At 33.2% G+C, this 24,121-nt stretch carries 14 protein-coding genes; 13 read left to right on the top strand and 1 reads right to left on the bottom strand.

Translation table 11 applies throughout. The features are described 5' to 3' along the window. Positions 1-39 precede the first annotated feature (39 nt). The 12 genes from FUA24_RS03590 to FUA24_RS03535 all read left to right on the top strand — a co-directional run bounded on the left by FUA24_RS03590 (position 40) and on the right by FUA24_RS03535 (position 22,432). The gene (locus FUA24_RS03590; protein ID WP_148540094.1) at positions 40-2,106 is read left to right on the top strand and encodes a glycoside hydrolase family 2 protein; all 2,067 of its coding nucleotides are present in this window, start codon (positions 40-42) and stop codon (positions 2,104-2,106) included. After that, positions 2,033-5,302 (top strand): glycoside hydrolase family 2 TIM barrel-domain containing protein, encoded by a 3,270-nt coding sequence (locus tag FUA24_RS03585; protein WP_148540093.1) that lies wholly within the window; start codon positions 2,033-2,035, stop codon positions 5,300-5,302. Before FUA24_RS03590 ends, FUA24_RS03585 begins: the two co-directional genes overlap by 74 nt. Before the next feature lie 74 nt (positions 5,303-5,376). After that, the gene (locus FUA24_RS03580) at positions 5,377-6,507 is read left to right on the top strand and encodes a glycoside hydrolase family protein (RefSeq protein WP_148540092.1); all 1,131 of its coding nucleotides are present in this window, start codon (positions 5,377-5,379) and stop codon (positions 6,505-6,507) included. A gap of 173 nt (positions 6,508-6,680) precedes the next feature. After that, positions 6,681-7,547 carry a 3-keto-disaccharide hydrolase gene (locus FUA24_RS03575; protein ID WP_222861312.1) on the top strand — a complete coding sequence of 289 codons (867 nt, stop codon included), beginning with the start codon at positions 6,681-6,683 and terminating at the stop codon, positions 7,545-7,547. 11 nt (positions 7,548-7,558) lie between these two features. Next, a complete protein-coding gene (locus tag FUA24_RS03570) occupies positions 7,559-11,017 on the top strand; it encodes a glycoside hydrolase family 2 protein (RefSeq protein WP_222861311.1) in 3,459 nt (1,152 codons plus the stop codon). A 21-nt stretch (positions 11,018-11,038) separates the two neighbouring features. Next, a complete protein-coding gene (locus FUA24_RS03565; protein ID WP_148540091.1) occupies positions 11,039-12,538 on the top strand; it encodes a sulfatase family protein in 1,500 nt (499 codons plus the stop codon). A 21-nt stretch (positions 12,539-12,559) separates the two neighbouring features. Continuing rightward, positions 12,560-14,935 (top strand): glycoside hydrolase family 2 protein, encoded by a 2,376-nt coding sequence (locus tag FUA24_RS03560; RefSeq protein WP_148540090.1) that lies wholly within the window; start codon positions 12,560-12,562, stop codon positions 14,933-14,935. Continuing rightward, the gene (locus tag FUA24_RS03555; protein WP_148540089.1) at positions 14,925-16,793 is read left to right on the top strand and encodes a right-handed parallel beta-helix repeat-containing protein; all 1,869 of its coding nucleotides are present in this window, start codon (positions 14,925-14,927) and stop codon (positions 16,791-16,793) included. Before FUA24_RS03560 ends, FUA24_RS03555 begins: the two co-directional genes overlap by 11 nt. Before the next feature lie 55 nt (positions 16,794-16,848). Next, positions 16,849-18,147 (top strand): MFS transporter, encoded by a 1,299-nt coding sequence (locus tag FUA24_RS03550; protein ID WP_148540088.1) that lies wholly within the window; start codon positions 16,849-16,851, stop codon positions 18,145-18,147. Between the two features lie 20 nt (positions 18,148-18,167). Next, complete coding sequence (dgoD, locus tag FUA24_RS03545; RefSeq protein WP_148540087.1) at positions 18,168-19,325, top strand: galactonate dehydratase; 1,158 nt, start codon at positions 18,168-18,170, stop codon at positions 19,323-19,325. Positions 19,326-19,353: 28 nt separating this feature from the next. Then, entirely contained in the window at positions 19,354-21,306 is a 1,953-nt protein-coding gene (locus tag FUA24_RS03540; RefSeq protein WP_148540086.1) for an FAD-dependent oxidoreductase, read from the top strand. A 10-nt stretch (positions 21,307-21,316) separates the two neighbouring features. After that, positions 21,317-22,432, top strand: coding sequence for a hypothetical protein (locus tag FUA24_RS03535; protein WP_148540085.1), 1,116 nt, complete (start codon positions 21,317-21,319; stop codon positions 22,430-22,432). 25 nt (positions 22,433-22,457) lie between these two features. Here the strand turns inward: FUA24_RS03535 and FUA24_RS03530 are convergent, their stop codons facing one another. Then, on the bottom strand, positions 22,458-23,366 hold the full coding sequence (locus FUA24_RS03530; RefSeq protein ID WP_148540084.1) for a LysR family transcriptional regulator: 909 nt from the start codon (positions 23,364-23,366) through the stop codon (positions 22,458-22,460). 94 nt (positions 23,367-23,460) lie between these two features. Between FUA24_RS03530 and FUA24_RS03525 the strand changes: the two genes are divergently transcribed. Then, complete coding sequence (locus tag FUA24_RS03525; protein ID WP_148540083.1) at positions 23,461-24,051, top strand: NAD(P)H-dependent oxidoreductase; 591 nt, start codon at positions 23,461-23,463, stop codon at positions 24,049-24,051. The last annotated feature ends 70 nt before the right edge of the window (positions 24,052-24,121 follow it).

The raw sequence follows: 24,121 nt of genomic DNA, 5'->3' as shown, positions 1-24,121 counted from the left end.
CATTTATCAATAAACATCATTTATCAATAAACATCATTTATGAAAATTTATAAATCTAAGATAGCATTACTGGTCATATTCTTGACAATATTAGGAACATTTAACATTGCTAATGCATTTAATACTAACCCAATTAGTAATAATGCGAGAATCATAAAATCATTAAATGGTCCATGGAAATTTTATCAAGGGGAGCATCATCATGCAGATAAAGAACTTTTTGATGATTCCAGATGGTTAGGTGTTAATGTACCTCACACTTGGAATACAGATATTACCCAAGGAATAGGCTATTATAAAGGAGAGGCATGGTATAGAAAATCTTTTAACGTGTCTAAATCTATTTCGGGTAAGCGTCTCTTTATTAGGTTTAATGGCGTTTTAACCAGTGCCACTGTATACATTAACGGGAAAGAATTGGGCACTCATCATGGTGGGTACGCCGCTTTTGTCTATGAAATTACAGATGTTGTTAACTACGGGTTAAGCAATCAAATTTCTGTAAAAGTAGATAATGCCGATAATAAAAATGTCACGCCTGTTATGGATAAGCTTTTTACCCGTTTTGGTGGAATATACAGACCTGTTAATTTAATCATCACAGATAAAACTTGTATTACGCCTTTAGATTATGCTTCATCGGGAGTTTATCTAAAACAGGAGAACATCACAAAAAAGAAGGCAGAAGTTAACATTGTTACAAAATTGGATAATGAAGACGCTACCATAAAAACAGTACAAGTTAAAGCAGTCGTTAAAGATTTTGATGGCAAGGTAGTTTGGAAATCTTCTGATGAAAGGCCTCTAAAAATTGGGGAGAATGTTTTCAATAAAAAAATGGTTCTTAAAGACCCACACTTATGGAATGGTAAAAAAGACCCATATCTGTATAGTGTAACTATTAGTGTGGTTAAAAACAACAAGTTAGTCGATGAAATTGAACAGCCTTTGGGATTACGCTATTATAAAGTAGATGCCAATGAAGGCTTTTTTCTTAATGGAGAATATGTGGATTTACAAGGGGTTTGCAGACATCAGGAATGGAAGCAAACAGGTTCTGCTTTAAGTGAAGAACAGCACAGAAGGGATATGGAACTTATAGAAGAAATTGGAGCAAACACCATAAGATTTGCCCATTATCAGCAAGCAGATATAATGTACGAACAAGCTGATAAAAATGGTATAGTCGTTTGGGCAGAAGTACCAATAACCCCTCCTTATCAAAAAAATAACGACGCGTACAAAGCTAATTGTAAGCTTCAAATAATGGAATTAATGAGACAAAACTATAACCATCCATCAATTCTGTTTTGGGGTATGTATAATGAAGTAAATATAAGCGCAGAAGATGTGGCTATGTTTCAGGAGTTAATGAAGGCTGAAGACCCAACGAGGTTAACAACGGCTGCATCCCATAAACCATTAGCTAAAAGACATGAATTAACAGATTTAATTGCATGGAACAGATATTATGCTTGGTACCATTCTCCTGATAATGGTATTGGAAAATGGTTTGATGACATTCATGAGAAGAAACCTGAATTAAAACTAGCCGTTTCAGAATATGGAGCAGGAGGTAGTATTGCACACCAAAGACAAGAGATTACAAAAGCAAATCCAATTGATGGTCAATTTTACCCAGAGCAATACCAGTGTTATGTTCATGAGGTGAATTATGATGAAATTAATAAGCGCAAGTATCTATGGGGAAAATACCTATGGAATATGTTTGATTTTAGTTGGCCTATTGTTAATAGAGGAGATGATGAGTTACTTAACCATAAAGGTTTGGTAACCTATGACAGAGAGGTGAAAAAAGATATTTTCTTCTTTTATAAAGCTAATTGGTCTAATGAACCTGTAATTTATCTTACAAGTAGGCGCCACATTTTTAGGGATAATCCAGTAACAAGTGTAAAGGTGTATTCTAACGCTTCAGATTTGAAGTTAACAGTTAATGGAACGGTGGTTAATAAAAATTATGCTGTTAAAAATAGAGCCTATGTTTGGGAGGGAATTCAACTAATTAAAGGTGAAAATAAAATTGAAGTCTCAGGGAATTACAATAACAAAGAAATATCAGATAGTTGTGTTTGGGTATATTAAAAAAGCCGTAAGCAAAGTAAGGTTGTTTTCGTTACTAATGATTATTGTTACAGGACATGTTACAGCGCAAAACGATTGGGAAAATGAGTTAGTTAATGGCATTAATAGAATGGATGCTCGTGCAACTTCATACTCCTATAATGATGTTGCATCTGCTATAACAGGAAACAGAAACTTAGCCAATATTAAAAGCCTAAATGGAACATGGAAATTTCAATTTGTAGAAGACTCGAAAAACAGGTCTTTAGACTTTTTTAAGGAAAACTACAATGTTGATAATTGGGATACTATTACAGTACCATCTAATTGGGAGCGTAAAGGTTACGGACAAGCCATATATACAAACTACACATACCCTTTTAGGCCACGAGAACCTTATATAGATAGGATAAATGCTGTTGGTTCTTACAGAAGAAACTTTACCATTCCAGAAACGTGGGAAGACAAGCGTATTATATTACACTTTGGCAGTGTAAGTTCGGCATATTACGTATGGATAAACGGAAAAAAAATTGGTTATGCAGAAGATAGTTGTTTGCCATCTGAATTTGATATAACCAACTTTATTAAACGAGGAACTAATACGGTTTCAGTTCAAGTATTTAGATGGAGTGATGGAAGCTACCTAGAAAATCAAGACCATTGGCGTTTAAGTGGTATTCAAAGAGAAGTATTGCTTTTGGCTCAACCTAAAGTTGCTATTAACGATTTTACAGTAAGAACACAATTTGATGAAAACCTTAAAGATGCTAAACTTCAGGTAAGACCAGAGATATCAAAGCCTGATAATTTTGATATTAAAGGTTGGTATATAAAACCTCAATTGGTTGACCATACAAATAAGAATATTTTAACCGAAGGCTCAAGTATATCTGTTGAAGATATTGTTAATGAGAAATACCCACATAGAGATAATGTAGACTTTGCACTTTTTGAAGAAAAGATTTCTACTCCAAAAAAATGGTCTGCAGAAAGACCATATCTCTATACATTACTCTTAGAATTGTATGACAGTAACAATACCTTAAAAGAGGTGAGACAATCAAAAATAGGATTCAGGGATATTAAGGTTAACTCAGATTATTCGCTTTTGGTCAACGGGAAATCTGTCCTCCTATATGGTGTAAATAGACACGACCATGACCATATAAACGGCAAAGCATTAACTCGAGAAGACATAAAGAAAGACTTGGAACTTATGAAGCGTTACAATATTAATGCAGTAAGAACCTCTCATTATCCTAATGACCCATACCTTTATGAACTGTGTGATGAATATGGTATTTATGTTATGGATGAAGCTAACATAGAAACGCATGAAACAGGTAGCAGGTTATCCAATAGACCAAGTTGGGGAGTTTCCTTTTTTGAGCGTGTATTCAGAATGGTAGAGAGAGATAAAAACCATCCAAGTATAATATGTTGGTCTTTGGGTAATGAATCTGGATATGGTCCAAATCATGCCATGGTAGGTGCTTGGGTTAAAGATTTTGATCCCACGAGATTGTTACATTATGAAGGTGCACAAGGTAACCCCCTTAGCGAACACTATTTAAAGTACGGCTCACCAGAATATTTAGAAAATAAAGCTACAGAATATGCCAATCCAGATGATAGACCAGTAGTAGATATGGTATCTAGAATGTATTTAGACTTGAATCAACTGCAAAACCTTTCTAAAAATAATAGGATTAAACGCCCTGTGTTAATGTGTGAATATGCACATGCTATGGGTAACTCTTTAGGAAACTTAAAAGAGTATTGGGATTTAATTAGATCTAAAAATAAACTAATAGGAGGTTTTATTTGGGACTGGATTGATCAAGGCCTTTTGGAGCATAAAAATAATCAACCTTATTATGCTTATGGAGGTGATTATAAAGACCAACCTAACAGTGGCAATTTTTGTATTAACGGGATAATAGCCTCAGATAGGACACCAAAACCTCAAATAGAAGAGTGTAAATACGTATTTCAACCCATAGAATTTACAGGGAAAGATTTAACAAAAGGCATAGTAAAAGTTATTAATAGACATTTTTTTGAAAACCTGAATATTTATGACTTTACTTATAAAATAGAAGAGAATGGCCATCAAATTTTTAAGGCGCCATTTTCTGTTGAGCCCATACAACCAGGTGAAGCACAAATAGTAAAACTAAATTATAATCTAAAGAAAATACGTCCTGGATCCATATATACCTTAAGGATAAGTGCTAAATTAAAAACGAGCACACTATATGCTAATAAAGGTTTTGAAGTCGCAAAGCAACAGTTTATCCTTCCCTTTACAAAGGATACGCCTAAAGTGAAAAAAAGGTCACTAGGTGTTGAAGTAATAGAAAGTGAAAACCTAATAATCATAGGTAACCATAAATTTAAAGTCGCTTTTAATAAAGATTATGGTGTTATTAGTTCATTGTCCTACGGGAGTAAATCAATAATTTCAGGCAAAACCCGACCTTATTTTTGGAGACCAAGCACTGATAATGATGTTAGGGGATGGTTACCAAATGATGAACATATCCATCTTTGGAAAGATATGGATACCAAGCTAAAGGTGTTTGACGTACAAATCAATAAGGAAGATAAATATCGAACTAAGGTTTTGTTTTCATTAAAATCTCAGGAGCATGTAGCTCTAGACTTGGTCTATGAAGTTGATGGGGATGGTAAAATAGAGGTAGATTATAGTTTAAGTATTCCTGAAAATATGGCGGATGTTATAAGAGTTGGTATGCAATTTCAAGTGAGTAACAAACTCCAAAACATGAGCTTTTTTGGAAAAGGGCCCTACGAAAACTATGCAGATAGGGCATTTGCTTCAGAATTAGACTTGTATGAAGGTGCGGTAGATGATTTCTATTTCAATTATGTGAGACCACAGGAGTCATCAAACCATACAATGACATACTGGTTACAATTAAGGGATAATAAAAATGGAGTAAAGTTTTTTAATTCCACTACGCCTTTTAGTACTTCAGTTTGGCCTTATGATACAGATGCTATTGATAAGGCAGAACACACGTTCGATTTAGTAAAATCAGAATATTTCACAGTAAATATAGATTTAGCACAGGGAGGTATTGGTGGTTGTGATAGTTGGACAGAGCGAGCAAAACCCATAGAGAAATATAGTTTAAGCGATACGAATTATAATTACACATTTACAATAAGCCCAATAGGGAAATATTGATACGATAACAAGCCTTTTTTATCAAAGAAACCGGATTAAAATTTTAGAAAGAAAATCTGAAAAATATTAAAAAAATGAACAAAGCAAACCTTAAAGAAAGATATACTAAGAAACAAGTGATATCAGTACTGTTTAGCTTTATTTTTTGGATTACATTCAATATAAACTATGCTCAAAACAACGAAAATAGTGCTTTTATAGAGAAGTTGGGTAATCCAAAGATTGATGGAGGTTTAAAACGTGAAGGTTATTCCATTTGGGGCAGTTCCGTCATTAAAGATAGTCTTGGAGTTTACCATATGTTTACTGGATGTTGGTCTAATAAGCAAAAAAATAGTTCTTGGGTAACAGCCTCTACAATACTACATTCTATTTCAGATACTCCTGAAGGACCTTTCAAAATTTTGGGAGATGCCATTACTCCTCGAGGTGAAGGGTATTGGGATGGTTCAAGTACGTTTAATCCTGTCATTCAAAAGTATAAAGATACTTTTATAATCTTTTATACAGGTGCCTATTTTGTTGATACTGGTAGTTTTAGAGATAATAACTATCAAGCTTTGTCAAATAAACGTATTGGCATCGCTACATCTAAATCGCTCTATGGCCCATGGAAACGTTATGAACAACCAATTTTATTACCTCGGAAAGATAAATGGGATGCTATTATAACAAGTAATCCTGCTCCTTTTATTGAAGAAGACGGTAGTGTGTTATTGGTATATAAAAGTTGGACACGGCATGCAACAGATTATTATGCCAATAAAAAACCTGGAGAAATTAATCAATTATTGGGGGTTGCCAGAGCAGACCATTACCTTGGGGAATACAAACGTTTGAGCGACAATCGAATTTTCAAAGATGTTTCAATTCCCTTTAATAGTGAAGATCCTTTTATATGGAAGCAAGATGGTAAATATCATATGCTAGCAAAAATATTTGAGGTAGGCGAACAATTAATTGGTGAAGCAGGAGGCGGATTTTATGCGACAAGTACCGATGGTATTGACTGGAAAATAAATGAGAACGGAAGTGCTTGGTCTAGAGCAATAAATTGGAAAAATGGTACTACAACAAATTTTAATAGAGTAGAAAGACCTCAATTACTTTTTGAGAATGGCAAACCAACTCATATTTATTTTGCTTGCAGAAGTAATGAGGCTGGAGTTGAATCGCAAGCCATCTGCATTCCCTTAAAAATTTAAAAAAAACAAAATGTATTAATAAATGAGATGTTGAGCATTTTAATACTGATTTATAATTAAGATTTTATTTGATAAAAGAAACATAAAGGCGCATATGCGTTAATTTAAAATTCGATTGGTAGAATTAGAAGAAGATATTGAAACTAATATATTATATATAAAGCAAATTATAAATGAAACAAGTATACCTCTTTATTATGCTACTATGTTTTTGCTCCTGTAAAGAGGAAAACAAGGAATGGGCAGAACTTTTAGATAAAGACTTGTCAGATTGGAACACCTATTTAAGCTACAAGTTTCCCAAAGGCTCTAATGGAAAAATACCATTAGATAGTACTGGGCAAAAAACACCTCCAATAGGTTACAACAAAAATACCAATACCGTTTTTTCTATTGTAGAAGATAAAAAGGAACTTGTTTTAAGAATTAGTGGAGAAATTTACGGTTGTATTTTTACTAAGGAGGAGTTTGAAAATTATCATTTAAAACTAAAAGTAAAATGGGGTGATAAAACATGGCACCCCAGAAAAAATAATTTGATGGACTCTGGTTTATTGTACCATTCAATTGGCGAAGTGGGCAATGATTATTGGCATTCTTGGATGCTATCTCAAGAATTTCAAATTATTGAAAACAATACTGGAGACTATTGGAGTATTGCAAAGGCAGGTATTGATATTAGAGCCGAACTTCCAGAAAATTCTAAAAGAGCTGTTGCAAATCACAAGGCTCCCTTTCTAAAAATAGGTAATGGCGGAGACTATTACGGATTTTGTGAACGCAGTATTAACAACGAAAGTCCCCTTAATGACTGGACAACTCTAGAGCTAATCTGTTTTCAGAACAAAAGCCTACATATTGTAAATGGCAAAGTGGTGATGGTATTAAAAAACTCTAGGTATTTAAAAGATAACCAAATACTTCCTTTAACTAAAGGAAAAATACAATTACAAAGTGAGGGAGCCGAGGTATTTTTTAAAGATATAAAAATTAAAAAGCTACATAGATTACCAAAATCTTACGAGATATATTATCAATAAAAAATTAAAACATGACATTTTCAAAAATTAAAACTTCAGTCAAAACCATTCTGTTGGCAATTGTAGTAGCACACGGGTCTTATGCCCAAACTGCCAATCGTCCTTACTTTGACTTTGAAAAAGATTTACTCTTGGCGCAATACGACTTAAAACCAGATAAGGACGATGTGCATTCTGCTGTAGCTTTTGCTAGTATGTTAAACCATAAAGATACAGAGCGCTTAAATTATTATGTAGTGGCAGGAACTTATGGCAGGCAAAATGGAACATTCATCAATACTTGTGTACCAGATTTTTTCAATCTATTATTTGGTAAAAAGGATATAACATGGGCAGATGCCCATAATGAAAGAGAACAGTCTAAATTACATGTAATTAAAGAAATTAAAAAGACCAAGGATAGAGGCGGTAAAATATTCATTGCAGAAGGAGGACAATCAGACTTTACCTATGATGTAATTCAAATGCTTTTAAAGGAAGGGATGGACAAAAGCTTTATAAAGTCAAAAATAATTGTGGTTCAGCACAGCTATAGAAATGAAAAAAGTGATATGTCTACAATAGAAAAATTAAATTGGGTAAAAGAAAATACCAATTATATCCATATAGATGATGGTAACAGAGATGATAACAAAACACCAGGATATAGCTCATGGTCTAAAGATTATATGGAAGGAGCAATGTCTAACGATAATCCCAACAAAAGGGCAAAGCATATTTGGACAGAAGCTTACAATATTTGCAAAAACTTTAAGAGCTCTTGGGAAAATAAAAAAATTGTTGAAGAGGGAGTAGACTTTTCGGATCATTCTGAAATATGGTGGATATTAAATCAAAAAGACATTGCATGGACTGTTGATGATTTTTGGCAACGTTATGTTGTAAACCACCCAAATTCAATTAGCAAAATACCTCAATTTTCTACCGCTGGGTTTTATGAAGTAGAAAATTCACCAAGAAAGGTGTATAATTTCAATATAGGATGGCGTTTTTTTAAAGGAGATATAGATAATGCAAATACAATAGATTTTGATGACTCTAATTGGGAAGCTGCTAATTTACCCCATGGTCTTGAAATTTTGGGGGAAAACGCCAGTGGAGGAAAAAACTATCAAGGCATTGCATGGTATCGAAAGGTTTTTAAGCTAAATAACAAAAATAAATCACAAAGAACTTACATTTATTTTGAAGCGGTTATGGGCAAATGTGAGGTTTGGGTAAATGGTAAAAAAGTAACTGAACATTTTGGGGGCTATTTACCATTTGCTGTTGATATAACCGATGTGGCAAAGCAAAATGGCGAAACAAATGTCATAGCTGTAAAAGCAGATAATAGTGATGATAAAACCTACTTGCCGGGTAAGAGGCAAGGTGGTTTAGATTTTACCTACTTAGGGGGTATCTATAGAGACACATATCTTATACAAACCACCCCAACTCATGTCACCTTAGCAGAACTTAGTAATACCGTTGCTGGAGGTGGTGTTTTTGTAGGTACGTTAGATATAAACAACAATACGGCAACTCTAGAGGTAAGAACAGAAATAACAAATCATAGCCCAGGAGCAAAAAGAATACAGGTACGCACAACACTTGAAGATACAGATTACCAGACTCTACAAAGTTTCGAGCAAAGTACAGTTTTACGGTCAAAAAAAACCAAACAGTTAAAAAAACAATTTAATGTCTCTAATGCTAAATTTTGGCATCCTGACAGTCCAAATCTTCATTTTATAAAAACTGAAATTATAGAAGACGGAAAAGTTATAGACGCAATGAGAACCCGAATAGGTATTCGGTTATTTGAAATGAAAGGTAAAGATGGATTATTTATTAATAAAAAGCCATACAGCGGAAAAATAGTTGGAGTTAATAGACATCAGGATTATAACTATGTTGGAAATGCTTTACCAAACTCAGGCCAATGGAGAGATGTTAAAATTCTTAGAGAAGGGGGAGCAAAAATTATAAGGGCGGGACATTATCCACAAGATCCTGCATTTTATGATGCGTGTGATGCTTTGGGTATGTTTGCTACAACAGCTAATCCAGGTTGGCATTTCTTCAACTTTAAAGATCCCATTTTTGAAAAAAGGCTGTACAATGATTCTAGGGAGTTGGTACGCAGAGACCGTAATGTAGCAAGTATACTTATGTGGGAAACGGCTCTGAATGAAACTAGGGAACAGCCAGCTTATGCAATGAACACCATGCATAAAATAGCTCATGATGAAAACCCATTCCCTGGAATGTTTACCGTAACCGATGCCGAGGAAGCTAAAAAAGCAGGTATGGATTTGCATTATCACGGAACAGATCCAAATGTAAACTCTTTTACTAGAGAGTATGGTGATGGTGGTGAAGTAGATAATTGGACATCTCAAAACGCAACTACTAGGGTAAAAATGGAATGGGGAGAAAAACCTTTACTCACCCAAGCTTTAATGCAGGCAGAAATTTTAAATGGGTTATTCACTACGCCTAAATCAAGGCTTGGAGGAGCCAAATGGGCAGGTATAGACCATCAAAGAGGGTATCATCCAGACCCTTTTTGGGGAGGATTATTAAATGGTTTTAGAATCCCAAGATACCTGTACTACGTATACAAGAGTCAGTATAACCATGATTACAATGTTTCAGGGATTGAAACCGGTCCAATGCTATTTATAGCACACGAGCTTACTCAAATTTCATCAAAAGATATTGTGGTGTTCAGTAATTGTGATGAGGTAAGATTAACGTGGTTAGGTAAAGAAAAAACGTTAAAAGCATCATTTGCTGAAACCAGATTTAAAGACTTGCCCCATCCACCATTTATCTTTAAGGATATGTTCGATTTTTCGGTCATTAAAAGTAAATATAGGAACAAAACTAAAGAGGTTAAATTAATAGCAGAAGGATTAATTGATGGGAAAGTTGTTGTAAGGCAAGAAAAAGATTATCCAGAACATACTGCTGGAGTTAGATTAAGTATAGCAGGTGAAGGTATCTGTTTAACAGCAGATGGTTCAGATTTTATTCCGGTGAGAGCAACTATTATAGATATTGATGGTAATAAAAAAGTGCTGGCTTCAGAATATGTTCATTTTACCATAGAAGGCCCTGCTGAAATTATAGGAAACAATACAACTTACGCCAATCCAGCTAAAACAGAAATGGGAGTGGCTACTGCCCTTATTAGAGCTTCAACCTCACCAGGAAAAATAACAGTAACTGCACATGTAAACGGCCTAGAGTCTGACTCTATTACATTTGAATCGCAACCAGTTACATCAGATTATCTGTATGATGAAAACTATTTCAATACTTCAGTTAAGCCAAAAACATCCCAAACTTTAATCATTCAAAAAAAAGGTAGTGAGTTACCAAATGATGTGTTAGAGTTAAAGAAAAAGATTAAACAATTGGAGCTTATAATTACAGGTAAAGAACAAGACCTTATGGAAATAAGAAGTAAAATCAAAAAATAGTGTATTCAAAAATATATTAAAATGAAAAAAATAGTAATTATTATTACGTTAGTATTATGCATTACAGGGTGCAAAAAGCATGTTGAAAATAATGCTGAAATCAATACTAAACCTAACATAATCTGGCTGATGGCTGAAGATATTAGCACAGATTTAGAATGTTATGGTACTCCTGCAGTAAAAACACCAAACCTAAATAAACTGGCAAGTCAAGGTGTGAAATTTGAGAATTGTTTTGTTACCAATCCTATTTGTTCCCCCAGTCGTTCCGCAATGATGTTGGGCGTACACCAAAACAAATCAAACACTCACAATCACAGAAGCAATAGAGAGGTGCCATTAGATTTAACCTATAAGCCGTTAACATATTGGCTGCGAAATGAAGGATATACAACAATCATAGGACATCATTCGGTACTAAAAAAAGGCAGAAAAACAGATGTTAATTTTAAACATTCACAAATAGGGCCTTGGGATGGCAAAGAAAATTTTGGATTGTTTGATAAATATGACACATTTGAGAAAGAAGACCAGCCTTTTTTTGCACACATACAATTAAAAGCTACACATCGTGGAGATTGGTGGGACAAGATTAGAGAAAATTCCAAACACCCCGTAAATCCTGATGAAGTAGTATTGCCTCCATACATGGCAGATCATCCTACTGTAAGGTTAGATTGGGCTAAATATTTGGACCAAATGGAGTTTATTGATGATGAAGTTGGCATGATTGTAAATGAACTTGAAGAAAAGGGTATGGCCCATAATACTATCATAATTTTTATTGGAGATAACGGTAGATGCAATATAAAAGGAAAGGGCTATTTGCATGATCCTGGGTTGCATATTCCTTTTATAGTGTATGACCCTAGAGATACAGGCGCTAGAGGTGCTATTAATAAGCAAGTTATAAGTTCAACAGACATAACAGCTACAGTGCTTGACTATGCTGGAGTTAAAATTCCTGATTATGTAACCGGTACCCCAATTTTTAGCAAGGATTTTAATAGAACATATGTTTTTGGAGCAAGAGATTTATGGGATGAAGTAGAAGAAAAATCTAGAGCTGTTACATCTGGGCAATGGAAATACATTAAGAACTATAAACCAGAAATACCGTATGAAGCTCATCAGGCTTATTTAGAATTTTACCGACCTGCTGTTCATGTTATGAGAACACTTAAGCTAGAAGGAAAACTTAACGAAGATGAAAGTTTCTTTTTTAATGATAAAAAACCAGTAGAAGAATTGTATAATTTAGAACAAGACCCACATGAGTTGAACAATTTAGCTAATAACTCAGATTATGATATCATAAAATCTACATTGCAAAAAGAGCTTCAACAATATGAAGATGCTTATGCACCAATTAGCGATACATATAATCCAGTGCATCCTATAGCTGTTGATGTTTTAAAATGGGTAAAGGATGAACAACCTGAAGAATATCAAAAAATGTTAAGTGGTATAGAAATAGGTTGGGATAAAAGTATAAAAGGTTATAAAGAAAGCCTAAAATAGAAAAATTACAATAGTAAAAAAATGAAAAATATAGCAATAATGGCATTGCTTATCGCATTTTGTATGGGGTGCGATAACACATCTTACCAAACCATAGCAGAATCTAAAATACAATTTAATTCTGGATGGAAATTTTACTTAGTTAAGGACTCCTTACAAAATGATAATGAGTTTGGTAAAATTGGTTTTATAGATAAAAATTGGGAAAACGTAAGTCTGCCTCACACAGCATATATAGAACCATTAGTTGTAAACAACCAATGGCAAGGAGAATGTTGGTATAGAAAGACATTTAATACTCCGGTAGACTTAGAGTCGGGGCAAAAAGTGTTTTTGGAGCTAGAGGGGGCCATGAATGTTTCAACCGTTTGGATTAATAATAAACTTGTAACCGAGCATTCAGGAGGTTATTTACCTGTAGTTGCAGATATAACATCATTTTTAAACACAAATGATATTAACACAATAGCCATTAAATTAAATAATGAGGATAATAAGTTTACTGGCCCCAAACCTCTTAAACGGCTAGATTTTAATATGTATGGAGGCCTATATAGGAATGCATGGTTACACTTAAAAAACCCTATACACATTACCCATCCTGTTTTGGCGAAAAAGGCTTCAAGCGGAGGTGTGTTTATTACGTATCCTAAAGTAGATGAAAAAGAATCTGTTGTTAATATAAAAACACATATAGCCAATGAATCTGAAAACGTAGAAGAAATAGTAATTTCTAATAAGATATATTTTGAGAACGAACTGGTAAAAGAAGTGGTTTCATCTAATCAAGTAATAAAACCCGGTACATCAACAGAGTATATTGAAAACATTGAATTGCAATTGCCAAATTTATGGTCGCCAAAAACCCCCAACCTATATACCTTGAAAACAGTAGTGAGTATTGGTGAAACCGTATTAGATAAACAGGAAAATACTTTTGGAATTAGAGCCTATACTTTTGATGAAGACCACCAACTGTATATTAATGGTGAAAAGACATTTTTAAGGGGTGTAAATCGTCATCAAGAATATCCTTATGTGGGGTATGCCCTGTCAGACAATGCTCAATATAGAGACGCCAAAAAGATTAAAGAAGCAGGCTTTAACTATATAAGGCTTTCGCATTATCCACATTCAGAATCCTTTATGAACGCTTGCGATGAGCTTGGTTTGATAGTCATAGACGCTATTTTAGGTTGGCAATATTACTTGGATGATGACCGCTTTAGAGAATACTGTTATAGGTCGGCCAATGAATTAATTTTACGAGATAGAAACCACCCTTGTGTGTTGGCATGGGAAGTTTCTCTAAACGAAACTAAAATGCCTATGTTTTTTATGGAAGAAATGCACAACATTGTACATACCCAATATCCGGGTGCCAATGTTTATTCTTCTGGATGGATGCACCAAGTTTATGATATTTATTTACAAGCAAGGCAGCATAGAATATTACATGGATACCATGAAGAAATAGTGAAGCAGAAACCTTATAGTGTTTCAGAATATGGAGATTGGGAGTACTATTCAACAAATGCTGGTTTAAATCAGGATAAGTTACCAAATGGACTTCGCTTAGAATTATCGAGCAGACAGCTTAGAGGAAATGGTGAAAAAAGGTTGCAATATCAAGCTGATAATGTACAGGAAGCACATAATGATAACCTTTCTACACCTGCTTATTCGGATAGTTATTGGGTAATGTATGATTACAATAGAGGATATCATCAAGAGCTTGAGTCTTCTGGAATAATGGACATTTTTAGGCTTCCTAAATTCTCTTATTATTTTTATCAAAGTCAAAGAGATATATCAGATGGTGGGGTTTTAAAAATAGCTAATTATTGGACTAAGAACTCTCCCTTGAGTTTTAAAGTCTACAGTAATTATGATGAAGTTGCATTGTACTTAAATGATAAACTAATAGATAAGAAGCACCCAGATACAGATGAAATATCTAAAAACTTAAAACACCCTCCGTTTTCATTCAGCATTCCAAAATTTAAAAAAGGGACTTTAAGAGCTGTTGGATTTAATAATGGAGAGCCACTAGAAGAAACATTTGTAAAAACTCCTGAAGCAGCTATGAAACTAAAAGTTTGGCTTGATGAAAGTGGAGTTTCAGCAACAGCAAATGTAAATGATGTATTGTTTTTATACATAGCGGCTATTGACCAAAATGGAACAATTATTCCTGAATTTACGGAAAATGTAAACTTGAACATTACAGGAGGAGAGATAGAAATATTAAATAAAGAACCCCTGAAAATGGAAGCAGGAATTGCTGCCGCACTTATACGCATTAAAGGAAAAACCGAAACTGTTAATGTGAAAGCAATGTCTAAAAACCTAGAAGGAGACTACAAATTTGAAATCACTAATAAACATGAAGAATAGATATTTATTATTAACCGTTGCTATATTTTCAGTTTTAGTAATAGGATGTGCTAATGCGGAAAAGAAAACTTCTGGTGAAACGGTTGTATTTGATTTAACCATTTCAGATGATGCAACACCAGCCGTTGTAGAACGAATTTTGCAATATCAAGAAAAACCAATAAAGGCAATTAAATTTAATAAAGGCACATATCACTTTTATCCAGATAAAGGCTACGAAAAATTTGCTTATATCTCTAATCATGGAGATTTAATGGTAAATACACCATTTCCTTTAGAGCATTTTAAGAATATTACTATAGATGGTCAGGGTTCCACATTTATATTTCATGGGGTTATGATTCCCTTTTTTATAGTGAACAGTGAAAATATTATGGTAAAAAACTTATCCATAGATTGGCAGGATTCGTTTCATAGTGAAGGGCTGATTGTGGCTAATAATGTGAAAAATAAAACTTTTGATATGCAGATATCAGATGAGTATCCCTATGAAATAAGAAATGGCCAAATTTATTTTATCAAAGAGTATTATGAACATACTTTGGGGCAATCAATATTATATGATCCAAAACGAAAGGCTATAGCTTTTAATACCGAGGCCTATACAGGCATTACAACCTTTAAAACAGCAACAACCAGTCACAACACAAATAATATTAACTATAAATATATTGTTGATAAACGAGACCTAGAGTATAAGTACCTAGGTAAAGAAAACAGGTTGTTTGTTGAAGAATTAAAACCAGGCCTTGTTAGGGTTCATGGACATGGAAAAAAATTACCCCCTGTAGGTCTTATTTTATCTATGAAAGGTACCCAAGGTTTTAATAGAACTTCACCAGCATTTAAAATAACACATGTTAATGGGTTTAATGGAGAAAATATAAATATACACCATGCCGGTGGCATGGGGCTTATAGCAGAGAATTCTTCAGATTTAATCTTAGATTGTTTTAATGTAACGCCATCACAAGGCAGAATGGTATCTACAACTGCAGATGCTACTCATTTTGTTGGTTGTAGAGGCAAAGTAGTTCTAAAAAATTGCACATTTAATAATCAATTAGACGATGCGTCTAATGTTCACGGTACATATCAAAAAATTGTAGACATTTTGGGGCCTAACAAATTAGGAGTAAGAATGATGCACCACCAGCAAAAAGGCTTTGTAATTGCCCAACCTAATGATACCATAGGATTGGTAAGGTTAGAAAAATCATTCTTTCCCTATGGTAGCTTAACCGTAAAAGATATTAAGTATATAAATAATAGATACCAAATTATAGCTTTTAATGAAACATTGCCAAAGGAACTGGAAGTAGGAGATTTAATTGAAAATTTAAGTGCCTATCCCAATCTTTTGGTTCAAAATTGTACCATTAGTAATAATAGAGCACGGGGGTTATTGTTATCTAATCCTAAAAATACGGTTATAGAAGATAATGTTTTTAGCACGGAAATGGAAGCACTTTTATTACCCGTAGAAAGTAGTTTTTGGTTTGAGTCTGGTAATGCCACTAATGTTGTAATTAAAAATAATACGTTTATAGATTGCCAACATAGTGGTTTTAACAAAGGTGTAATACGGTTAGTTACAGATGACAATAATGAGCATATTGCCTTCAGGAATATTATCATATCAAATAATACCTTTAAACAATTTGACAATTTAATTTTGGAAGTTTCTAATACTGATGGTTTGAAGTTTGAAAAAAATGTAATCTCAAACTCAGAAACGTTTCCTCAACTAAATCCAGAAAATCCAATTGTAAAAATCGAAAAATCTAAGAATTTAGAGTTTAGTGACAATGAAAATAATGGTAATGCAACTGATTTTTTTGAACCAGACTACAAATAATAAATCAATTTACAATCACAAATTAATTTATAAATCATAAGACACATTCGTTTATATGAAACAACAGACTATCCTTATAAAAAAGCCTTCAACTAGAAAGCGTTATAATATCCTTTTGCTAATATTTATTACGGTTATTATCAACTATTTAGATAGAAGCAATATATCAATAGCCGCTGTGTTTTTAAGAAAAGACCTTGGATTGGATACCGTTCAAATGGGGTATATTTTTTCTGCTTTTGGAATAACCTATGCATTATTACAAATTCCTGGAGGTATAGTGGCAGACAAAGTCATGTCAAGAATTCTATATGCCTTTATTATGGTATTTTGGTCTATTGCTACCCTATTACAAGGTTTAACCAATTCATTTTTAGTTATGTTGGGATTAAGAGCCGGTATAGGTGTGTTTGAGGCACCTTCATATCCTATAAATAACTTAGTGGTAAGTCGTTGGTTTCCTGAAAGAGAAAGAGCTTCAGCTATTGCTGTCTATACTTCTGGTCAATTTTTAGGATTAGCCTTTTTAACTCCAGTTTTAGTTTGGATTCAAGATAGTTTTGGTTGGAGAGGCCTGTTCATCATATCAGGAATTATAGGGTTAATTTGGGCAGGTATATGGTATGCTTTTTACAGAGACCCTAAAAAACATAAAACAGTTAGTAAATCTGAATTAGAATATATAGAAAAAGGTGGAGGGATTAGTATAGAGAAAAGCAAAGGGAAAGAAAAATTTACATGGAACGACTTTGCCGAAGCATTTAAATACAGAAAATTATGGGGTGTATATATAGGACAATTTTGCCTAGGAGCAATTACAATATTTTTTCTTACTTGGTTTCCAACATACTTGGTAGAGTTTAGAGGATTAGACTTTTTGAAGTCTGGTTTTTTGGCGTCTTTTCCTTTTTTAGCTGCTTTTTTTGGAATATTATTATCAGGGTTTGTTTCAGATGCATTACTAAAAAAAGGATATTCGGTTGAAGTTTCAAGAAAATCTCCCGTAATTATAGGTATGTTACTTTCAACCTGTATAATTGGAGCGAATTATACTAACGATACTTTTTTTATCATTCTATTTTTATCTATAGCATTTTTAGGAACGGGCTTTGCTAGTATTACTTGGGTTTTTATCTCTTTGATGGCCCCAAAGAAAAATATGGGTTTAGTTGGAGGTGTTTTTAATTTTATTGGGGGGTTATCTGGCATTGTTATTCCTGCTTCAATAGGCCACTTAGTAAAAGATGGAGACTTTAGCCCTGCTTTAATGCTTATAGGAGCTTTAGCTCTTGTTGGGTTTTTCTGCTATACTTTCGTTATAGGAAAGGTAGAACGTATTGAATCGAATAAATAAACTCTTAAATTATAATTACCATGATAGATTTACAAATTACTAATATTGAGTTATATAAAGTGCCTCCACGTTGGTTGTTCCTGAAAATTACAACCAACAGCGGTATTATTGGTTGGGGAGAGCCTGTTGTTGAAGGAAAAGCAGATACAGTTGAAGCCTGTGTTAAGGAATTAAAACAATATATTATTGGTAAAGATGCCAGTAATATTGAAGACATTTGGCAAATTTTATACAGGGGTGGGTTTTACCGTGGAGGACCTATTTTAATGAGTGCTATTTCTGGTATTGACCAAGCTTTGTGGGATATAAAAGGAAAATCTTTAGAGGTTCCTGTACATCAATTGTTAGGAGGTCCAGTAAGGCACAAAATGAAAATGTATTGTTGGATTGGTGGAGATAACCCTGAAGTAGTTTTAGAGCAAGCCCATGAAAAAGTTAATGCTGGTTTTAAAGCGGTAAAAATGAATGCCACAGGCGCCTTGGAATGGGTAGCCTCAATAAAAGATGTAAAAAAGGTAGCAAATAATATAAAACTTTTACGAGAAGAGTTTGGTTATGATTTAGACATTGGTCTAGACTTTCATGGGCGTGTACACAAACCTATGGTTAAACGTTTAATAGATGAATTACAACCCCATGAACCCATGTTCATAGAAGAACCTGTGTTACCAGAGAATAATGATACCTTAAGGCATATATACCAATATACAAGCATTCCTATTGCAACGGGAGAACGTATGTTTTCCAGATGGGATTTTAAAGATATTTTACATAGTGGAGTAACCGATATTATTCAACCAGACTTAAGTCATGCAGGGGGAATTTCAGAAGTAAGACGAATAGCCGCTATGGCAGAAGCCTATGATATTACCCTAGCGCCTCATTGCCCACTTGGGCCTGTTGCTTTGGCTTCATGCCTTCATGTAGATTTTGTTTCAGCAAATGCCGTTATTCAAGAAAGTAGTATTGGTATTCATTATAATGAAGGCTATGATATCTTGGATTATATGTCAAATCCTGAAATTTTTGAGTTAAAAGATGGTTATATAGAGCTATTAACAAAACCCGGTTTAGGAGTTGAAATTGATGAAGATAAACTAAAAGAAGCTGCTAAAATTGGACACAATTGGGCAAACCCGATTTGGAGGCATGAAGACGGTAATTTTGCAGAATGGTAAAAAAGTATAATTAATTAACATTTTTTAAATGGATAGAAGAAAGTTTTTATTAAACACAGCTGGGGCTACAATTACAACAGCAGTTTTACCTTTGGCATCCTGTAAATCTATTGATGGTAATCTTACAGAAATTAATATTAGTAATACAGATAATTCTGAAAGAGAACGCAACTGGTATCAAATGGGAACAGGAAAGCAGGTAAAAACTCCTATTCGTAGAAAACATGTTAGTTATGATGTAGCTGTTATTGGAGCTGGTATGGCAGGTATATCGGCAGCAGTTGCAGCAGCCAGAAATGGAGCAAAAACCCTTTTAGTAAATGACCGCCCATGTTTGGGAGGCAATGCCTCAAGTGAAATAAGAGTTACTGTTAATGGTGTAGCGCATTTAAAACCAGATGGGAAACCAGAGCGTGAGACAGGTATAATTGAAGAGCTACTTATAGAAAACAGAGCTAAAAACCCTCAAGAATCTTATCCGGTTTGGGATCACATAGTTTATGATTTTGTAACACGCGAGCCTAATTTAACGGTTATGCTTAATACACAGGCAATTGATGCTGAGGTTGAAGGTGCAAAAATTATATCTGCAAAATGTTGGCAGCTTACCACCGAAACGGAATTTATAATTAACGCCCCAATTTTTATTGATTGTTCTGGAGATGGTATGATGGCAGCCAAAGCAGGAGCTTTTTACAGAACTGGTCGTGAAGGTAAGAAAGAGTATAATGAAACTTATGCACCCGATGAACCAGATGGCTGGCAAATGGGAGCATCTATATTAATGCAAGCAAAAGATATGGGCAAACCAATGCCTTATGAAGCTCCTTCATTTGTAATTAAATTTGATGCTGAAAAAGCAAAAGCCAAGGGTAGAAAAATTAAGCAGTTTGTAGATGGGTTTTGGTGGGTTGAGTTAGGTAGTGATTATGATATTGTAGATGTTCAAGAAGAAAACAGGCATAAGCTAATGGGCTATCTTCATGGAGTTTGGGATTACATAAAAAACTCAGGAGATTTTCCCGAGTCTGAAAATTTTGCTTTAGATTGGGTAGGTTCTCTCCCAGGTAGAAGAGAATCTAGACGTTTTATAGGTGATTATATATTATCAGAGGGAGACTTACTTAATCATAAACATTTTGAGGATGCCATTGGTTTTGGAGGTTGGTCTTTGGATGAACATAACCCCGGAGGAATTGAAAATTTAAATGATAACCCAAGTTTCTTTCACCATAATTTTAGAGAAATATATCAAGTTCCTTTTAGGTCATTGTATTCAGTAAATATTCAAAATTTAATGTTTGCAGGTCGTAATGCAAGTTTAACCCACATTGCTTTATCTTCTACTAGAATTCAAGGCACATGTGCATTAATGGGGCAAGCTGTTGGTACAGCAGCTACAATGTGTAATGAGAAAAATATTTTACCTAGAGAAGTAGCCCAAAAACATATACAGGAGTTACAAGAAAAATTGATGAGGGATGATGTTTATATTCCTAAAAGAAAAGCTAAAGATGTTAATGATTTAGCCAAAAGGGCATCCCTTATTTTTGCATCCTCAACAAAATCTGGAAATGCAAATAATTTAACAAATGGAATTTCTAGAGATATTGATGGAAAAATAAATCATTGGTGTTCAGAAGATTTAAATGCTCATGTTCAATTGGAATGGGAAACCCCGGTAAATTTATCCAAGGTAGAAATAAAATGTGATAGCAATTTAAAGGTTAATATTATGATGAGAAAAATGCCACCAAAGAAAAATGATATTACTATTGTTCCTCCCCAGTTACTTAAAAGATTAGATGTTGAAGGTCGCGTTAACGGAAATTGGATTAAGCTAGGAGAAAAAACAAAAAATATCACTCGATTAATAAAATTTAGCTTTAATCAAATAAAAGTTACCGCAATTCGAATTAATTTAAAAGAAACCTACGGCACAAAATATGTTAAACTCTTTGAGGTAAGGTGCTATTCTTAATAATTATACCATGAAGGTTTTACTAATTATTTTTAGTTTTATGTCTTTTTTAATAGGCACTAAAAATCAGTGTAGTTATATTAAAACTAAATCATATCAAGTAACAATAAATCATCCAGGAGAAAATCACCCCATTGCATTAACCCTTAACCAAGTATTAGATTCCAATGAAGTCGCTCTTGAATATTATGCTGATGTAAAATCTGTTATTTGTTTAGAAGAAGTCTGTAAAATAATATCTGTTAGGATATTTTGGAATAATTTAGGAGAGTATTTAAGGTTTAGTCTAGAAAAAGGGGCCACTTTAGAAAAGTACAAAGCAGATTTTTTTGAACTTGATGATTATGTGAAACTTCAACATATTTTATCAAATATACATTCCCCATTTAGAGATGTGCTTTATCACGAAATACTTATTAGACCAGATGAACATGGCACAGAAGATATCGATGCGGTTTCTGGAGCCACTGCTTTAGTGCTTAATAAGGAAGATACTGTTCCTGGAGCCGCATTAACTTGCTATACACTTTGGCATTGGGCTAATGGAGATATAAAAAATATAATAAAAAATATCACTAGTCAAACAGCTTCTGAAGCTCAATTATTAAATTTTTTAACAGATGAAAACAGAGCTTATTTTGAATTAATGATAGATGAATTAATATCAAGAAAGCTATATACAAGCTATTTAGTCGATACAGTTTTTATAGAGGTTTTAAAAAATGATGAATTGCTAGGTAAGGGATTTTTATATATCAATGAATTACCAAAATCACTTTATTTAAAAGTTATTTATAAATTTTATTCACAAACCAAAACCAACATAAGGCTAGAAGTAATAAAATCGTTAAAAGACATAGAATATGATATTTCAGATGATTTTTTCGAGCAATTAAGTAATGAGATTAATGAATTTATGACATTTCAAGAAGTATCTAATTTATTAGATTTATTTCAACAGAGAAAAGCTAAGACCCCTACTTTAATTCAAAATATAATGAAATTATTGTCTAAAGATATTTTAACCTCAAGGAGGGCCTATTGGTTTTTAAAAACCATTAAATTATCATCAAACCAAGAAAAAGTTGTTAATGAGTTTTATAAAAAAAACAAAAAAAGGTTATAGAATTTGCCACAAATAGATTATACAGTTAAGCTTGTTTCATTTTGTCTTTAAATATATTCTGAACAACCTTTAACTCTTCTTTATGCTTTAGTTGTGTTTGTGAGGCAAAAAACAATGTGTTTTCGGTTTTTACTTTCCCTTTCCAAATCAATTTTATGTTATTATTCAAAATTTCTTCCTTACATAGAAAATCGGGCACAACTGCCAATCCATTTCCGTTATTCAAACACCTAATTATAGAAGTAATATTAGGTAATATATAATTGGGTTTAAAAGTTGGCTTTTTGTTGAAATTTTCGAACCAAAAACGTCTAAAGTGTTCCATTTCATTAGATGAGCTGTACCAAATGTGCTGTTGTAATTCATATTCTAGCTTTTTCCAATTATTGGTTCTAATACACTTGTTTATTATAGTTGCATCTGTATTTGTTCCAGCTATTAAAACTATTTGTTCCTTTGAAAAAGGAATGTAATCAATAAACGATTTTTTGTCATTTTGTGTTTTAGGTGTGATAACCAAATCTAGTATTCCATTTTTTAAATCTTTAATTAACTCAGAATGAGATCCAAATCTAGCTACTAAATCAAAGTTTAGTTTAGGGATTTCAGGTTCAATAATTAATTGGAACATTTCAGAACACATTCCTATATTTAATGATGGCTTTTTTTCTTGAGTTGTTTTTTTAAAATGTTGTTCGGCAGTTTCAAGTTTGTTTATAGATTGGATAATGTAATCATATAAAAGTTTGCCGTCTTCGGTTGGAATCATTTTTCTAGAAGTCCTTTCAAATAATTTTTTCCCCACATAAGCTTCCAGTGAATTTAAATGTACACTTACTCCTGGTTGTGAAGCATATAATGCTACTGAGGCTTTTGTTAACGTTCCACCTTCATAAATTTCTTTAAATGTTCTGTACCATTCTAAATTAACCATTGGTATTAAAATTTTAATATAAATGTATTAAAAGTATTATTTTATTAATAATATTTATTGATTTAATTTTGATTAAAATTAATTAGGTATTGAAATGAAAAATATTTTTGTAATAAATGGAAGCCATCCATTTGAACACTCAGGAGGTAGGTTCAATAAAACACTTTTTAACACTACAATAGACTGTTTTAGTTCTTTTGATAATATAGAAATAAAAACTACGGAGGTAGGTGATAATTATGATATAAAAGATGAGGTAGAAAAATTTAAGTGGGCAGATTTAATTATATATCATACACCCATTTGGTGGTTTCAGGTCCCTTTTGGCTTTAAAAAATATTTAGATGAAGTCTTTACTAAAGGTCATAAAAATGGTATTTATGAAAGTGATGGGAGGAGTAGAAGTAACCCATTAATTAATTATGGTACAGGAGGGTTAATGAAAGGTAAAAAGTATATTTTAACTACAAGTTGGAATGCTCCAAAAACCGCATTTACTTTAGAAAATGAGTTCTTTAATCAAACAAGTGTAGATGAAGGTGTTATGTTTGGGTTTCACAAAATGAATGCTTTTACAGGAATGCAAGTATTAGGAACATATCATTTTCATGATATGGAGAAAAATGCTAATGTTCCATTAGAAATAAATAATTATAAATTGTTTTTAACTAATATATTTATATAGTTTAAAAAAGGGTCATAGCTTAGAAAATTATTTGTGGGACAAACAAAATTTAACCAATCAAAAAGATTAA

The sequence above is a fragment of the Seonamhaeicola marinus genome (assembly GCF_008085455.1).
This window is presented reverse-complemented; position numbering and strand designations above follow the sequence as displayed.